General features: G+C 73.7%; 13 protein-coding genes and 2 pseudogenes. 9 read left to right on the top strand and 6 right to left on the bottom strand.

Annotated elements, in window-relative coordinates:
- Together ABT245_RS15430 and ABT245_RS15435 are read left to right on the top strand one after the other, a co-directional pair.
- Positions 1-256: pseudogene (locus ABT245_RS15430) on the top strand (hypothetical protein); the annotation flags it as partial.
- 102 nt (positions 257-358) lie between these two features.
- Complete coding sequence (locus tag ABT245_RS15435) at positions 359-1,369, top strand: DUF8017 domain-containing protein (RefSeq protein ID WP_351733634.1); 1,011 nt, start codon at positions 359-361, stop codon at positions 1,367-1,369.
- Between the two features lie 310 nt (positions 1,370-1,679).
- Here the strand turns inward: ABT245_RS15435 and ABT245_RS15440 are convergent, their stop codons facing one another.
- Both ABT245_RS15440 and tuf read right to left on the bottom strand, forming a co-directional pair.
- Positions 1,680-2,525, bottom strand: a complete 846-nt coding sequence (locus ABT245_RS15440) for a spermidine synthase (protein ID WP_351733636.1) — start codon at positions 2,523-2,525, stop codon at positions 1,680-1,682.
- Between the two features lie 846 nt (positions 2,526-3,371).
- The gene (gene tuf / locus ABT245_RS15445; RefSeq protein ID WP_351733638.1) at positions 3,372-4,550 is read right to left on the bottom strand and encodes an elongation factor Tu; all 1,179 of its coding nucleotides are present in this window, start codon (positions 4,548-4,550) and stop codon (positions 3,372-3,374) included.
- 386 nt (positions 4,551-4,936) lie between these two features.
- On the opposite strand from tuf, the gene ABT245_RS15450 reads away from it, so the two are divergent.
- The gene (locus tag ABT245_RS15450; protein WP_351733640.1) at positions 4,937-5,728 is read left to right on the top strand and encodes a TVP38/TMEM64 family protein; all 792 of its coding nucleotides are present in this window, start codon (positions 4,937-4,939) and stop codon (positions 5,726-5,728) included.
- A 4-nt stretch (positions 5,729-5,732) separates the two neighbouring features.
- On the opposite strand, the gene ABT245_RS15455 is transcribed toward ABT245_RS15450, so the two are convergent.
- Positions 5,733-6,902: a thiolase family protein gene (locus tag ABT245_RS15455; RefSeq protein WP_351733642.1), complete on the bottom strand. Its 1,170-nt coding sequence runs from the start codon at positions 6,900-6,902 to the stop codon at positions 5,733-5,735.
- Between the two features lie 117 nt (positions 6,903-7,019).
- Here ABT245_RS15455 and ABT245_RS15460 point away from each other — a divergent pair, with 117 nt between their 5' ends.
- From ABT245_RS15460 to ABT245_RS15470, 3 genes are all read left to right on the top strand, one after another.
- A complete protein-coding gene (locus ABT245_RS15460; RefSeq protein ID WP_351733645.1) occupies positions 7,020-7,484 on the top strand; it encodes a winged helix-turn-helix transcriptional regulator in 465 nt (154 codons plus the stop codon).
- Positions 7,485-7,980: 496 nt separating this feature from the next.
- Positions 7,981-8,856 (top strand): undecaprenyl-diphosphate phosphatase, encoded by an 876-nt coding sequence (locus ABT245_RS15465; RefSeq protein ID WP_351733648.1) that lies wholly within the window; start codon positions 7,981-7,983, stop codon positions 8,854-8,856.
- A gap of 97 nt (positions 8,857-8,953) precedes the next feature.
- Positions 8,954-9,133, top strand: a complete 180-nt coding sequence (locus ABT245_RS15470) for a hypothetical protein (RefSeq protein WP_351733651.1) — start codon at positions 8,954-8,956, stop codon at positions 9,131-9,133.
- A 218-nt stretch (positions 9,134-9,351) separates the two neighbouring features.
- On the opposite strand, the gene ABT245_RS15475 is transcribed toward ABT245_RS15470, so the two are convergent.
- Positions 9,352-10,092 (bottom strand): SDR family oxidoreductase, encoded by a 741-nt coding sequence (locus ABT245_RS15475; protein ID WP_351733653.1) that lies wholly within the window; start codon positions 10,090-10,092, stop codon positions 9,352-9,354.
- A 264-nt stretch (positions 10,093-10,356) separates the two neighbouring features.
- On the opposite strand from ABT245_RS15475, the gene ABT245_RS15480 reads away from it, so the two are divergent.
- The 3 genes from ABT245_RS15480 to lnt all read left to right on the top strand — a co-directional run bounded on the left by ABT245_RS15480 (position 10,357) and on the right by lnt (position 14,036).
- A complete protein-coding gene (locus ABT245_RS15480; protein ID WP_351733656.1) occupies positions 10,357-11,142 on the top strand; it encodes a hypothetical protein in 786 nt (261 codons plus the stop codon).
- 754 nt (positions 11,143-11,896) lie between these two features.
- The gene (locus ABT245_RS15485) at positions 11,897-12,382 is read left to right on the top strand and encodes a nuclear transport factor 2 family protein (RefSeq protein ID WP_351733657.1); all 486 of its coding nucleotides are present in this window, start codon (positions 11,897-11,899) and stop codon (positions 12,380-12,382) included.
- Positions 12,383-12,455: 73 nt separating this feature from the next.
- A complete protein-coding gene (lnt, locus tag ABT245_RS15490; RefSeq protein WP_351733660.1) occupies positions 12,456-14,036 on the top strand; it encodes an apolipoprotein N-acyltransferase in 1,581 nt (526 codons plus the stop codon).
- Here the strand turns inward: lnt and ABT245_RS15495 are convergent.
- Positions 13,954-14,865: a Gfo/Idh/MocA family protein gene (locus ABT245_RS15495; protein WP_351733662.1), complete on the bottom strand. Its 912-nt coding sequence runs from the start codon at positions 14,863-14,865 to the stop codon at positions 13,954-13,956. The genes lnt and ABT245_RS15495 overlap by 83 nt on opposite strands.
- 10 nt (positions 14,866-14,875) lie before the next feature.
- Positions 14,876-15,231 (bottom strand): annotated as a pseudogene (locus ABT245_RS15500) (hypothetical protein); the annotation flags it as partial.

Consider the following 15,231-nt stretch of genomic DNA (forward strand, 5'->3'; position numbering starts at 1 on the left):
GCCCGCGCGCGGGCGGCCGGGGCCGGCTACACTGGGGGCCGTGCCGTCCGGGCCGGCGGCCCCCGCCGTGGGGGCGGTGCCCGCGCCGGGCGGTGTCGCGGTGGACGCCGCGGTGGTCTTCACACTGGTGGCCTTCGACGCCCCGCTGGCCGTGGCCACGGCGACCGTCATCGGGTTCCGCGTGCTCATGGACTGGCTCCCGCTGCTGCCCGGCGCCCTGGTGCTGTCGGCACTGATCCGCGCGAAGGTGCTGTGAACGCGGCCGGAGAACGCCGCACGGCCGGCGTCCCGGTTCGGTACGGCCCTGACGAGGTCCGGTGACCGAATCGTGTCCGGCGCCCCACTAGGGTTACTGCCCATGTGGCCAGGACAGCAGCCGCCAGGGGGCGAGCAGAATCCGCAGAACAACCCGTATCAGCAGCCGGGTTACCAGCAACCCAACCCGTACCAGCAGCCCGGCTACCAGCAGCCCGACCCGTACGCGCAGCAGTCGCAGTGGGGCACGCCCGCACCCGTCGGAGCGCCCCAGCCGCCGAAGCCGCCGCAGGGTGGGGGCGGCGGGAACCGGACGAAGCTCGTCGCGATCGTGGCGGCGACGGCGGTGGTCGTCGCGGCCGGCGTGACCGGATTCCTGGTGCTGGGCGGCGACAAGGACGACAAGGCGGACGGCGGCTCGGACAAGAAGTCCGGCCAGCCGCCCTCGGCGGACCCGACGGCGAACGAGTCGTCCGGGGAGCCCGATCCGCGCACCACCGAGACCGAGAAGCCGCTCGTGCCGGGCTGGAAGGTCGTCGTCAACCCCAAGCGGGGCACGGCCTTCGACGTGCCCGCCGACTGGGAACTCGACTCCCCGGGCACCTCGATCGGCTTCGAGGACCGCAAGTCCCCGGACGCCAAGCCGCTGATCGTGATGTCGGCGCCGGCCGAGTACAAGCCGAAGTGGTGCACCTCCGACGACGACATGGACGGCAAGACCGACGACACACCGCTGGCCGTGGCGGGCACCAAGGGCGAGAGCGGCGCCAAGAGTCCCGGCGACGCGGCGATCCGGGGCGTGCCCTGGTGGGTCTACGGCGGCTACACACAGCCGGACAAGAAGAGCATCACCTACGACAAGAAGGCCACGGACTACACCACCAAGACCGGCGTCAAGGGCGCCTACGCCTGGGCGCGTTCGACGAACACCCCGCGCACCGGCAAGTGCGCCAGCGACGGCAAGGCGATCACGTTCGCCTTCCGGAACTCGGCGGACGACATCGTGTCCTTCAACCTCTACGCCGCCAAGGGCGTGGACGGGGAGCTGGACACGGAGACCATCATGAAGATCCTCAGCACGGTGCGGGTACACGGCGAGCCGACGGAGTCCTGAACGGGCGGTCCTGAACGGGGTGTCCTGCGCGGGCAGTCCTGCGCGGGGTGTCGTGAACGGGCGGTCCTGAACGGGGTGTCCTGCGCGGGCAGTCCTGCGCGGGGTGTCGTGAACGGGCGGTCCTGAACGGGGTGTCCCGCGCGGGCAGTCCTGCGCGGGGTGTCGTGAACAGGCGGTCCTGAACGGGGTGTCCCGCGCGGGCAGTCCTGCGCGGGGTGTCGTGAACGGGCGGTCCTGAATGGGGTGTCCCTGAGGGGGGTGTCCCTGAGCGGGCGGGTTCGCGGCCGTCGTGTCCGGACCGGCCCGCGCCTCAGCCGATGCCGAACGCCCCCTCGGGCGGCTCGGGCGACGGCACGGCCTCCGCGTCCGGGACCGGTCGGGCCGCGCCGATGAACTCCCGTAGCCCGGCGCCGTGTTCGACCCGGGCCGGGAAGACGTCGGAGGCGGTGCGGCGGGCCAGTGCCGCCGTGTCCAGGGACCGGTGCGCGGCGACAAGCACCGCGTTGCCGAACCGTCGGCCACGCAGCACCCCCGGCTCGGCGATCAGCACCAGTTCCTCGAACACGGCCGCGAACGTGGCGAGTTGGGAGCGGAGAAAGGCGAAGGGCGCGGCGTCGGCGAGGTTGGCCAGATAGACGCCGCCGGTCCGCAGCACGCGCTGGGCCTCGCGGGCGTAGCCAAGCGAGGTGAGGTGTGCGGGGACCCGGGAGCCGCCGAAGACGTCGGCGATCAGCACGTCCGCCGTGTCGTCGGCGGCCGATTCCAGCCAGGCTCGGGCGTCGGCGGGGTGCAGGGTGATGCCGGTGCCGTCGGGGACCGGCAGCCGCTCGGTGACCAGGGCCAGCAGCGCCCGGTCGGCCTCCACGACGTCCTGCCGCGAGCCCGGCCGGGTCGCCGCCACATAGCGGGGCAGGGTGAGGGCGCCGCCGCCGAGGTGCACCACGTCCAGCGGCCGGCCCGGTTCCGCCACGACGTCCAGCGCATACCCGAGCCGCCGGGCGTACTCGAACTCCAGATGCGTCGGCTCGTCCAGGTCGACGTACGACTGCGGCGCCCCGTCGACCGTGAGCAGCCAGGCCCGCGCCCGGTCGACGTCCGGCATCAGCCTCGCGGTGCCGTGGTCGGTGGCGCGGACGACGGGTATGGGTTCGCTCACTCCCCCATTGTGCCGGTACCCCCCACACGCCGAACCGCCCCCACCCCGCCACCCAGCCCCGACATCCCACACGGCCCCCGCACCCGACCTCCCACACGCACATGCGGCCCCGGCGTCCGGCCCGCGCATGTGGGCCCGGCGTCCGGCCCGCGCATGTGGGCCCGGCGTCCGGCCCGGACCTCCGAGCCTGGCCTCCCGTCCCGACCTCCAGACCCGGCGTCCGGCCCGCACCGCCGAGCCTGGCCTCCCGTCCCGACCTCCAGACCCGGCGTCCGGCCCGCACCGCCGAGCCCTGCCTCCCGTACGAACCCCGAACTTGTCCTCCCGTACGGACCTCAAGGCCCGGCCTCCCGCACGGGCCTTGAGCCCGGCCCCCCGTACCGGACCCGCCCGCGTCGCCGCCCGCGCGCAGCCCCTGACCGGCCGCGACTGCCCCGGCCGAGGCGACGGCACGCTGCCGGCCGGGCCGGGGCCGCCTGACGCCGACGGCACCGCACTGACCACCGCGCTCGCTAGCCACGTGACCAGGACCCGCGCACCGATGCGAGACCCTGACGCCGGACCCGCCGGTCGCGAGACCGCGCCGCCTTCGCCATGGTCCGGCGAGGACGGGCCCCTGTGCCGTCCACCGCGCACCAGACTCGCCACCGGGCCAGCACCGGGCCCACCCACGGGTTCGTGTCACGCCCGCTCGCGCGCGGGGCCCTGACCAGCGCGCCCCACACCCACGTGGCTGGGACCCGCACGCCGACGCCAGGCCCCGCCCGGCGCGAGGCCCGTCCGGCGCCAGGCCGTGGACGGGCCTGTGGCGTTCGCGGCGGACCGGACGCGCCGACGGGCGGGTCGTCAGGCGACCGTGGTCACCGTGCCCGCGCCGACTGTCCGGCCGCCCTCACGGATGGCGAACCCGAGCCCCGGCTCCAACGGGAGTGCGCGGCCCAGTTCCACCGTCATGGTGACGGTGTCCCCGGGGCGTGCGACCGCCGTCGCGCCGAGGTCGACGTCCCCGACCACATCCGCGGTGCGGATGTAGAACTGCGGCCGGTAGCCCGTCGACACCGGGGTCGCCCGGCCGCCCTCACGCGCGGAAAGGACGTACACCCGCGCCGAGAAGCGACGGCTCGGCGCGACGCTGCCGGGCGCCGCCACGACGTGCCCGCGCCGCACCGCGTCCCGCGGCACCCCGCGCAGCAGCAGCGCCACGTTGTCCCCGGCCTGCGCCTCCTGCATCGGCTTGCCGAAGGTCTCCAGACCGGTGACCACCGTCTCAAGACCGGCGCCGGGCACCTCGACCCGGTCGCCGACGTGCACGGTGCCGCGCTCCACCGCGCCGGTGACCACCGTGCCCCGGCCGGTGATGGTCAGCACGTTCTCCACGGGCAGCAGGAACGGCGCGTCGAGATAGCGCTCCGGGACCGGCACATAGGTGTCCACCGCGTCCAGCAGCGCCTCGACGGCGGCGGTCCAACGCGGGTCCCCGTCCAGGGCCTTGAGCCCGGAGACCCGTACGACGGGTACGGAGTCGCCGGGATAGCCCTGCGCGGTGAGCAGTTCGCGGACCTCCAGCTCCACCAGGTCGGTCAGTTCCTCGTCGCCCGCGTCGGCCTTGTTGAGGGCGACGACGATGTGGTCGACGCCCACCTGCCGGGCGAGCAGCACGTGTTCGGCGGTCTGCGGCATGATCCCGTCGACCGCGGAGACGACGAGGATCGCCCCGTCGAGCTGCGCGGCACCGGTGACCATGTTCTTGATGTAGTCGGCATGACCCGGCATGTCGACGTGCGCGTAGTGCCGGGTGTCGGTCTCGTACTCGACGTGCGCGATGTTGATGGTGATGCCACGCGCCGCCTCCTCCGGGGCCCGGTCGATGCGGTCGAACGGCACGTACCGGGTGCCGCCGCCGGTGCCGCGCTCGGCCAGGACCTTGGTGATGGCGGCGGTCAGGGTGGTCTTGCCGTGGTCGACGTGGCCCATCGTGCCGATGTTCAGATGCGGCTTGGTGCGCACGTACGCCGTCTTGGGCATGGCTGTACCTCGAAGCCTCGTGACTGGTGTGGGGACCCCGGGGAGGCGCCGACCCTCCCCCTGCGGGGTCCGCCGGACGATCCGGAGAGGGTCAGCTTCGGGCGCCGTCGACGGCGACGACGGTCGGGACGGCAGCCTTCGGGGCATCCGCGACCGCGGATGCTGCGAGGACGAAGGCGAGCCGGAACATGGCGTCGATCATCGCCGAGGCGGCGTGCCGCGTCGAATGGTTTTCCGGCGCCGACGCGCGCGGCCGGAGGCTCCCCGGCGCGGGCGCCACCGGCGGTTTCCCGGGGCGACCGGGCGGCGGCACGGGGGCCATGAGGTGACCGGCATACGACCGTCCGTACGTCGATCGGACATCTTCGTCGGTTACTGTCACCGGCATGCTCGATGCCACCAACCGCTCTGGGGGCACCGCCACGGCCTCTCCCCGGGCCGCCGCCACGGAGTCGGCCGTCGCCGTCCCCACGGCGGCGGCCGATCCGCCGCTCACACGCGCGGGCCTCGCGGCGCGCTGCACGCGCGCGTTGCTGTCGCCCTGGACGCGCCTGTCGCTGCTCGTGACGCTGCTCGCGGCGGCCGCCGCGGCCGTGCTGCTGTTCGAGCCGCAAAGACTGCTCACCCACGGCTGGCCGCCACAGCTCGGCGGGTACACCGCGGCGGCCGTGTTCGCCGTCGCGTACGGGCTGTGCACGGTGCCGTTCGTGCCGCGCCCGCTGCTGAACCTGGCGGCCGGCGCCCTGTTCGGCTCCCCCCTGGGGCTCGGCACGGCGCTGGTGGGCACCGTGCTGGGCGCCGCCGTCGCCTTCGGTCTCGGCCGGGTGCTGGGCCAGGACGCGCTCCGTCCGCTGCTGCGCGGGCGCTGGCTGCGGGCCGCCGACGGCCAGCTCAGCCGGCACGGCTTCCGCTCGATGATGGCGGCGCGGCTGTTCCCCGGTGTGCCGTTCTGGGCGGCGAACTACTGCGCCGCCGTCTCCCGCATGGGCTGGCTGCCGTTCCTGCTCGCGACGGCGCTCGGTTCGCTCCCGAACACCGCCGCGTACGTCGTGGCGGGCGCGCGTGCCTCGGCGCCGACGTCGCCCGCCTTCCTGATCGCGATGGCGTGCATCGCCGTACCGGCCCTCGCGGGTGCCGTGGTGGCCTGGCGCAAGCGCCACCACCTGCGCCCGCGATAAACCGTCAGACGGCCTCCAGAACCATGGCGTTGGCGAGTCCGCCCGCCTCGCACATCGTCTGCAGTCCGTAGCGGGCCCCGCGGGCGCGCATCGCGTGCACGAGGGTCGTGGTCAGCCGGGTGCCGCTGGCGCCGAGCGGGTGGCCGAGGGCGATCGCGCCACCGTGCACGTTGACCCTGGCGGGGTCGGCGCCGGTCTCCTGCTGCCAGGCCAGGACGACGCTCGCGAACGCCTCGTTGACCTCGAACAGGCCGATGTCGCCGAGGGTGAGCCCTGCCCTGCGCAGCACCTTCTCCGTGGCCGGGATGACACCCGTGAGCATCAGCAGCGGGTCGGAGCCGGTGACGGCGAAGCTGTGCAGCCGGGCGAGCGGACGCAGGCCGAGCCGGGCGGCGGTGTCGGCGGAGGCGATCAGGACGGCGGAGGCGCCGTCGTTGACGGGGCTGGCGTTGCCCGCGGTGACGTTCCACTCGATCTGCGGGAAGCGCTCGGCGAAGTTGGGGTCGTGGTAGGCGGGCCTGAGTCCGGCGAGGATCTCGGGCGTGCTGTCCGGTCGTACGCACTCGTCGCGGGCCACACCGTCCAGCGGCGCGACCTCGGCGTCGAACAGCCCGGCCCGCCATGCCGCGGCGGCCCTTTGGTGGGAGGAGGCGGCGAACTCGTCCATTCGCGCGCGCGTGAGGGACCACTTGGCGGCGATGAGTTCGGCGCTGATGCCCTGCGGAACGAGTCCGTCCGGGTAGCGTGCGGCGACTCCGGGCCCGAACGGGTCCTTGCCCTCGGGCACGTTCGACCACATCGGCACCCGGCTCATCGACTCGACGCCGCAGGCGACGACCAGGTCGTAGGCGCCGGACAGCACGCCCTGGGCGGCGAAGTGCACGGCCTGCTGGGAGGAGCCGCACTGGCGGTCCACCGTGGTCGCCGGGACCGTCTCCGGGAAGCCGGCCGACAGCACGGCGTACCGGGTGGTGTTCATGGCCTGCTCGCCGACCTGGTCGACGGTGCCGCCGATCACGTCGTCGATCAGGGCCGGGTCGACGCCGGAGCGCGCCACGAGGGTGCGCAGGGTGTGGGCGAGGAGTTCCACGGGGTGGACGTGCGCCAGGGAGCCGTTCGGCTTGCCCTTGCCGATCGGGGTGCGTACGGCTTCGACGATGACTGCGTCACGCATGGTGCGGGCCTCCTTGGCCGCCGGGCCGTGAGCGGGGCGGCTACCAGTGAGTAGGAAATCCGAACTCACCATAACCCGTGCGGTTGGAAAATCAAACCCTCACCTAGACTGGGCGCCATGGCCGCCACGAAAGACCCGCGCCCCTGCTCCATCGCCGACACGCTCGCGCTCGTCGGCGAGAAGTACTCCCTGCTGGTGCTCCGCGAGGCGTGCCTCGGCAACGGCCGCTTCGACCAGCTGGTCCGCAACATCGGGGCGCCGCGGGACGTCCTCGCCACCCGGCTGCGGCGGCTCGTCGACGCGGGGATCCTCACCAAGCACGCGTACAGCGAGCGCCCGCAGCGCTTCGAGTACCGGCCGACCCGGGCGGGGCTCGAACTGGAGCCGGTCCTGCTGACCCTGATGGCCTGGGGCGACCGCCACCTGCGCGGGGACACCGACCGCCCCATGGTGATCGAGCACGCGTGCGGGCACCGACTGGTGCCGGTCGTCACCTGCGCGGCCTGCGGTGACACGGTCCGGCACGAGGGCCTTACGGCGCATCCGCAGGTGGCGGGGTGGACTGTGCGGGGCCCTGCGTAGCGCTCCGCGGGGTGGGCGGTGTGGGGTGGTCGTTCGTCTGCGGGTGCGTTGCGGTTGATCGCGCGGGGTTACCGTGGTGCGCCGGTCGTTCATCTGCGGGAGCGTTGTGATTGATCGCGCGGGGTTACCGTGGCGCGCCGGTCGTTCATCTGCGGGAGCGTCGTGGCTCGTTGCGCAGTTCCCCGCGCCCCCCTCAGCGCCGCATCACCCGTCGGCCGTGCGGTTCGGTTGGCGGGGGTGGTGTGCGGGGTTGTCACGATCGTCGCGAGCGCACCGCGTAATAGGCGGCGTCCGGAACCAGGTCGTCTGACGGTGCGCCACCAGCGGCCGGCCGAGCGCCCGCCCGGCCGACAGCGCGCCACATGCCGGGAGTGCGGTGCCCGGCGTTCGAACCCCTGTGTCGGGTGCGTCGTCCCGGGGCGCTACGCTGCCCCTCGGCACGCATGATCGCCGTATTCCCCGGCTTTCCCGATCAGCACTTGGACCTCTCACCTCCATGTCTTGGTTTGAATCCCTCGTCCTCGGACTCGTCCAGGGGCTGACCGAGTTCCTTCCGGTCTCTTCCAGCGCGCACCTGCGGCTCACCGCCGCCTTCTCCGGCTGGAAGGACCCCGGCGCGGCCTTCACGGCCATCACCCAGATCGGCACCGAGGCCGCGGTGCTGATCTACTTCCGCAAGGACATCGGCCGGATCATCGTGGCCTGGTTCCGGTCACTGTTCGACAAGGCGATGCGGCGGGACCACGACGCCCAGATGGGCTGGCTGGTGATCATCGGCTCGATCCCGATCGGCGTGCTGGGCGTGACGCTCAAGGACCAGATCGAGGGGCCGTTCCGTGATCTGCGGATCACGGCGACCATGCTGATCGTCGTCGGCCTCGTCATAGGCGTCGCGGACCGGCTCGCGGCCCGCGACGAGCAGGGCGGCCGGCACCGCGCCCCCAAACAACGCAAGACCCTGGAGAACCTGGGCGTCCGGGACGGTCTGATCTACGGCCTGTGCCAGGCCTGCGCCCTCATCCCGGGGGTCTCCCGCTCCGGCGCCACGATCAGCGGCGGCCTGTTCATGGGCTACCGGCGCGAGGCGGCGGCCCGGTACTCCTTCCTGCTCGCCATTCCGGCCGTTCTCGCCTCCGGGATGTTCGAGGTGAAGGACGCGATGAGCAGCGGCCACGTCGCCTGGGGCCCGACGCTCTTCGCGACGGTGATCGCCTTCGCCTCCGGCTACGCGGTGATCGCCTGGTTCATGAAGTTCATCTCCTCGAAGAGCTTCATGCCGTTCGTCTACTACCGGGTCGCGCTCGGCATCGTCATCATCGCCCTGGTGACGGCTGGAGTGCTCAGCCCGCACGCGGCCGAGTCGGCGGACTGACCGTCCGCGGCCACCGGCCGCGCCCGTGACCGACTCCCTACGGTCTCCGTAGCGGTGCGGTAGCGCAGTGTCAGTGCTTACCCCTAGGCTTGTCCGCATGTCCCCCGATTCCGTACCCCCTGGTTCCCCGCGGTCTGCCACCGAGGTGAACGAACAGATCCGGGCCCTGTGGCTGCGTGCGGGCGGATCCCTGTCGGCTCAGGAGCGGGCGGAGTACGAGTTGCTGGTGGTCGAGTGGGCCGAGGCGATCCGCGGCGAGATCATCGAGGCGGCCTGACCTTCCGGGCGGACAGGGGACCCGCGGGCGCGGTCCGCCCGCCCCGGCGCGCCACGCCCGCCGGGAAGCCGACGAGCCCGACAGCCGGCCCGATCGGCCGCCCGCAGCCCGACGGCCGCCCCTGACCGCCCACCCGCAGCCCGACGGCCGACAACTACCGCCCGCCCGCAGCCCGACAGCCGCTCCCTGCCGTCCGTCCTCAGCCCGGCAGCCGGCCCCTACCGGCCGCCTGCCACGCGCAGCACCGCGCCGGTGGTGTACGAGGCCTCCGGGGACATCAGCCAGGCGATCGCGGCGGCGATCTCCTCCGCCCGGCCGGGCCGGCGCAGCGGGATCGTGGCCGCCATGCGGTGCGCGCGGTCCGGATCGCCCATCGCCGCGTGCATCTCCGTGTCGATCGCGCCGGGGGCGACCGCGTTGACGCGGACGCCGTCCGGGCCGAGTTCCTTCGCCAGCCCGAGGGTGAGGGTGTCGACGGCGGCCTTGGTCGCCGCGTAGTGGACGTACTCCCCGGGGCTGCCCAGCGTGGCGGCCCCGGACGAGACGTTCACGATCACGCCGTCGCCCCGGGCCGCCATGAGACGGGCGGCCCGGCGCGAGCACAGCAGCGTGCCGAGGAGATTGACCTCGACGACCCGGCGCAGATCGGCGGTTTCCGTGTCGGCCAGTCGTCCCAGGGGGCCGCTCACCCCGGCGTTGTTCACCAGACCGGTGACGGGTCCGAGCCGCTCCTCCGCCGTGTCGAACAGCCGCTCCACGTCGGCCTCCACGGCCGTGTCCACGCGCACGGTCGCGCAGCGGCCCCCCGCCGCGCGCACCCCGTGCGCGACCGACTCGGCCGCCGCGGCGTCCCGGACGTAGCCGACGACCAGGTCGTGACCGTCCGCGGCGAGCCGCAGACAGGTCGCGGCGCCGATCCCCCGGCTGCCGCCGGTGACGACCGTGACGGGGCGTGTCATGAGGTCCTCCTGGTGATGTGTGCGCGAAGATCACTCACTCTACGACCGGCAGGCACCGCCCCTCGCGCCCCCGGCGCGGGCGGGAAGCCCGGCTGGAACGCGTCCGTTTCAGGGTCCGTCACCGGCCCCGCGGGCTGCCTCGTGAGGGTGGTCCGGCCGAGGGTGGCCGCAGCGGACGGACGGCACACCGGTCGGCCGATGCGCTTAGGCCAGATGCCCGCGTGCGGATGCGCGGGACGTACGTTCCGCCACAAGATCCTGATCATGCGGACATCAACTGTTACCCGGCCGCTCCTGCGGCCGATGCGACGCGGCGGTGCGCGCCACGCCATACCCGCGGCCCTTGCCTGCGGCGTCCTGCTGGCGGCGACCACGGCCTGCGGTGACTCCTCCGACCGGACCAGCCCGGACGGTGCCCCGGGCATCAACAACCCGGCGTCGTCCCGCTCCCCGCGCCCGGCGGTGGGCGCACGCCCCCCGGGCCTCGGCGACCGGATATGGAAGCAGGTACCGGCCGGCACCCGTCAGCTCGTGGTGGTCTACGGCGACCGCCGGGATTCGCCCGACAGTCTCGTCGTGCTCTACGAGAAGCGGGGCACGGCCTGGGACGCCACGGGCAGTTGGCGCGGGCACAACGGCCGGATGGGCTGGACGACGGAGCATCGCATGGACGACGAGCGCAGCCCCGTCGGTGTGTTCACGCTGACCGACGCGGGCGGTGCGCTGGCGGATCCGGGCAGCCGGCTGGAGTACTGGCACGACGACAACGCCTTCGCCCCCACGATCAGCGATGACGAAGCCCACGCCCACGACTTCGACTACGTCATAGCCATCAACTACAACCGGCTCAAGGGCGCCCCGCCGTACGACTGGAACCGGCCCGACGGGGTGGAGAAGGGCGGCGGCATATGGCTGCACCTGGACCACGGTGACGGTACGTCGGCCTGTGTGACCGTTCCCGAGTCCGGGATGAAGACCCTGCTGCGCGTCCTCGATCCCGCCCGCCACCCCGTCGTGGTGATGGGAGACCGCGGATATCTCAAGAGCTGAAGCCCGCCTGGCGGGCGGACGAACCGGTCAGGACCCGGTCCACAGCGGCGGATGGACCCCGCGGGCCGCCCTCGCGCTCCGGGTCCGCGAGCGACGGCATGCCGCCCCGCCCGCCCCGGTGCTCGGCCGCCCGTGGACCATGCGCGCCCCTGCCCCGGCCGGGCTCGCCGCCGGCGGCCGGAAGCCACCGGTGTGACGTGCTCCTTGAGGAGTTCGTACGACCCCAGCCGGTCGGCCGGCGCGTGGACGGGCGTCGTCAGCATGAGTTCGTCCGCGTAGATCACGGCCGCCGGCGGCCACCGGGTCGCTCAGGCGCCGTGCCACCGTCTTGGGTGAGCCTGCGCCCGGTGGACACGGAAGGCCGCCAACGCCCGTGTCCCGTCCGCGGTGAACGATCGGGACGGCCGGCGGGAACGCCCCGATGGCCGGGGAGTGGTGTTGCTCGGCGTACCGGAGGCGCCGGTGACCGGGGTCGTCGAGGCGGCGGGCGAACGCGCCGGAGTCCCGCAATGAGCCCGGGCGCCCGCCCGCACCACGGCCACTTCGAGTGCGCCGACCGGAACGGTGATCATCCGCCCGCTACGGAAAGGGAGTTGACGGCCCGGCCGGGCGTGCAGGGTGCGCGCCCTGCGGGGTGCCGGGCCCGCCCTGCGGGGTGCCGGGCCCGCCGTGGGGGGTTCGTCGTCCGAAGTTTCGCCCGAATGTCGTCGCACACCCCCTTGGCTCCGCGCGCCCCGTGGCCAACACTGAGTCGATGACGCAGCGTGTGGACCTCGCTACCGTGATGGACCGACTGACCGTGGACGGGCTCGTCACCGAGTACGCGACGGCCGTGGACGACGGGGACTGGGCCGCGTACCGGGCCCTGTTCACCGACGAAGGGCGGGCGGACTACCGGTCCGCCGGCGGGATCGAGGGTGAGGCGGCCCGGGTCGCCGACTGGCTGGCCGACAGTCTCGGCCGGTTCGTGATGCGCCAGCATCTGATCGTCAACCGCCGGGTGCGGTTCGGGATCCTGCAACGGGACACCGGGGACACCGCCGAGGTGCGGGCCGACTACCTCAACCCGATGCGGCTGGCCGGCGGCGACGGCGGCTCGACGGCACCCGACGTCGTGTGCGGCGGCCGCTACGGCTTCGGGCTGCTGCGCACGCCGGACGGCTGGCGGCTGCGCGAGGTGGTCGTCGAGGAGAAGTGGCGCCGCCTGCCCGATCCGCGTCCCGCGCCGCTGATCGACTGAGTCCGGGGCCCCCTGTCGGCGGGTGCCGCCCGGCGCGCACACTGGAGGCAGCCGCTGCGCAGGGAGGCCAGGCATGAGGACGCGGACGCTCGACCGCCGGCTCGCCTCCGCGTGGCGCCGCTCGGCCGCCGCCGTCCTCGCGGGCGCCCTGCCGGTGCTGTCCTTCCCCGCGCCCTCCCTGTGGTGGTTCGCCTACGTCGCCCTGGTCCCGTGGATCCTGCTCGCCCGCTCGGCCCCCACCGGGCGGCGCGCCGCGCTCGACGGCTGGTGGGGCGGTATCGGCTTCATGGCGGCGGTGCACCACTGGCTGCTGCCCAGCCTGCATGTCTTCCTGTTCGTGATCGCGGCGCTGCTGGGCGCGTTGTGGCTGCCCTGGGGCTGGCTGGTGCGCCGGTTCCTGGGCGGGACGCCCTCGCCGGGCCGGGGCGCCGCCGCGCTGCTGGTGCTGCCGTCGGCGTGGCTGGCCGTGGAGCTGGTCCGGTCCTGGCAGGGCCTCGGCGGTCCATGGGGCATGCTCGGGTCGAGCCAGTGGCAGGTGGAGCCGGCGCTGCGGCTCGCCTCGGTCGGCGGGGTGTGGCTGCTGAGCTTCCTGGTTGTGGCCGTGAACGTCGCGGTGGCGGTGCTGCTGTCGGTGCCCGAGGCCCGGATACCGGCGCTCGCCTCGCTGGTCGCCACGGCGGCGGCGACCTCGGCGGCCTGGACGTGGTCGCCGCGCCCGTCCGACGACGGCCGGGTCCGGATCGCGGTCGTCCAGCCGGGCGTCGTCGGCGGCGGCGACAGCGGCGACCGGCGCTTCGACCGTGAGGAGCGGCTCACCCGGCAGCTCGTGGGTGAGCGCCCGAACCTGGTCGTGTGGGGCGAGAGCAGCGTCGGCTTCGACCTGGCCGACCGGCCCGACCTGGCCCGTCGGATCGCCGCGCTGTCCCGTGAGACGGGCGCGGACGTGCTGGTCAACGTGGACGCCCGCCGCTCGGACCGGCCGGGCATCTACAAGAGTTCGGTCCTGATCGGCCCGGAGGGCCCGACCGGCGCCCGCTACGACAAGATGCGGCTGGTTCCCTTCGGCGAGTACATACCGGCACGCTCGCTGCTCGGCTGGGCGACGTCGGTCGGCAAGGCGGCGGGCGAGGACCGCAGGCGGGGCACCGAGCAGGTGGTGATGGACGTCGGGCACGGGCTGCGCCTCGGCCCGATGATCTGCTTCGAGACCGCGTTCCCCGACATGAGCCGGCATCTCGCCCAGGACGGCGCGGACGTGCTGCTGGGCCAGTCCTCCACGTCGACGTTCCAGCACAGTTGGGCCCCCGCGCAGCACGCCTCGCTGGCCGCGCTGCGCGCCGCGGAGACCGGCCGGCCGATGGTACACGCGACGCTGACCGGGGTCTCCGCCGTGTACGGCCCGGACGGGCGGCGGCTCGGCCCGTGGCTCGGCACCGACGCGAGCACCGCCCGCGTCTACGAGGTGCCGCTCGCGCACGGCATCACACCGTACGTCCGCTACGGCGACTGGCCGGTGCAGGGGGCGCTGCTGGTGCTGGCCGCCCTGGGCGTGGCGGAGGGCGTGCGGGCGGTCAGGCTGCGGCGGGGCGCTCCCGCACCGCACGCACCACACGCTCGCACAGTTCGTGAGTCGCCAGTGCGTCACGGGCGCTGAGCACCGTTCCGGCGCGCACGGCGTCCAGGAAGGCGAGCACCGCCTGCTCGATGCCGCGCTGCCGGGCCACCGGCACCCAGTCGCCGCGCCGCCGCACCGTCGGCTGGCCCTTGTGGTCGATCACCTCGGCGAGGTTGACCACCTGACGCTTGGTGTCCTGCCCGGAGACTTCGAGGATCTCCTCCGCGGAGCCGCTGAGCCGGTTCATCACCCCGAGCGCGGTGAAGCCGTCCCCGGCGAGTTGCAGCACGACGTGGTGCAGCAGTCCGTCTCGCAGGCGGGCCCGCACGGTCACGTCCTCGATGGGGCCGGGGGCCAGGAAGCGCAGGGTGTCGACGACGTGGATGAAGTCGTCGAGGATCATCGTGCGCGGCTCCTCCGGCAGCCCGATGCGGTTCTTCTGCATCAGGATCAGCTCGCGCGGGTGGTCGGCGCACTGCGCGTACCCGGGGGCGTAGCGCCGGTTGAAGCCGACGGCGAGGGAGACGTCCCGCTGCTCGGCGCGCGCCACCAGCCGCCGGGAGTCGGCGAGTTCGTAGGCGAGCGGCTTGTCGACGTAGGTCGGTACGCCCGCGTCCAGGAGGCGGGTGACGATCTCGGGGTGGGCCGCGGTGGGGGCGTGCACGAAGGCGGCGTCGAGTCCCCGGTCGAGCAGCGAGCCCAGGGTGGGGTGCCGCTGGGCGGCGGGGACCCGCAGGGCGTCGGCGACCCGGTCGAGGGTCGCGGGCGTCCGGGTCTGCAGATGCAGTTCGATCCCCGGCAGCGCGCCGAGCACCGGCAGATACGCCTTCTGCGCGATGCCGCCGAGTCCGATGCAACCGACCTTCACGTGCTCTCCCCTACCAGCGCTTGCCCAGCGGTGCCTGCTCGGAAGCATACGGGGGGCGCCAGTCGGCGATGCCGTCGCATCCGCGCAGGAACAGGGCGGGTCCGGCCTCGGAGAGCGCGGCGACAGCGGTGTTGCGCACGGCGATGGCGGCGCGGTTCCCGGTCAGGTCGAGACGGCCGACCCTGACGGCCTGCCGGGCGATGGCGGTGCTGCGCGGCAGCCGGGCCGCGGCGCAGGCGGCGAGGTCGCGGGCGTGGTGCGTGAGGACGACGGCGTGGTGCGTGAGGACGACGGCGTGGTGCGTGAGGACGACGGCGTGGTGCGTGAGGACGACGGCGTGGTGCGTGAGGACGACGGCGTGGTGCG

Source organism: Streptomyces sp. NPDC001508 (genome assembly GCF_040298665.1).
In the GTDB taxonomy this organism is placed as follows: domain Bacteria; phylum Actinomycetota; class Actinomycetes; order Streptomycetales; family Streptomycetaceae; genus Streptomyces.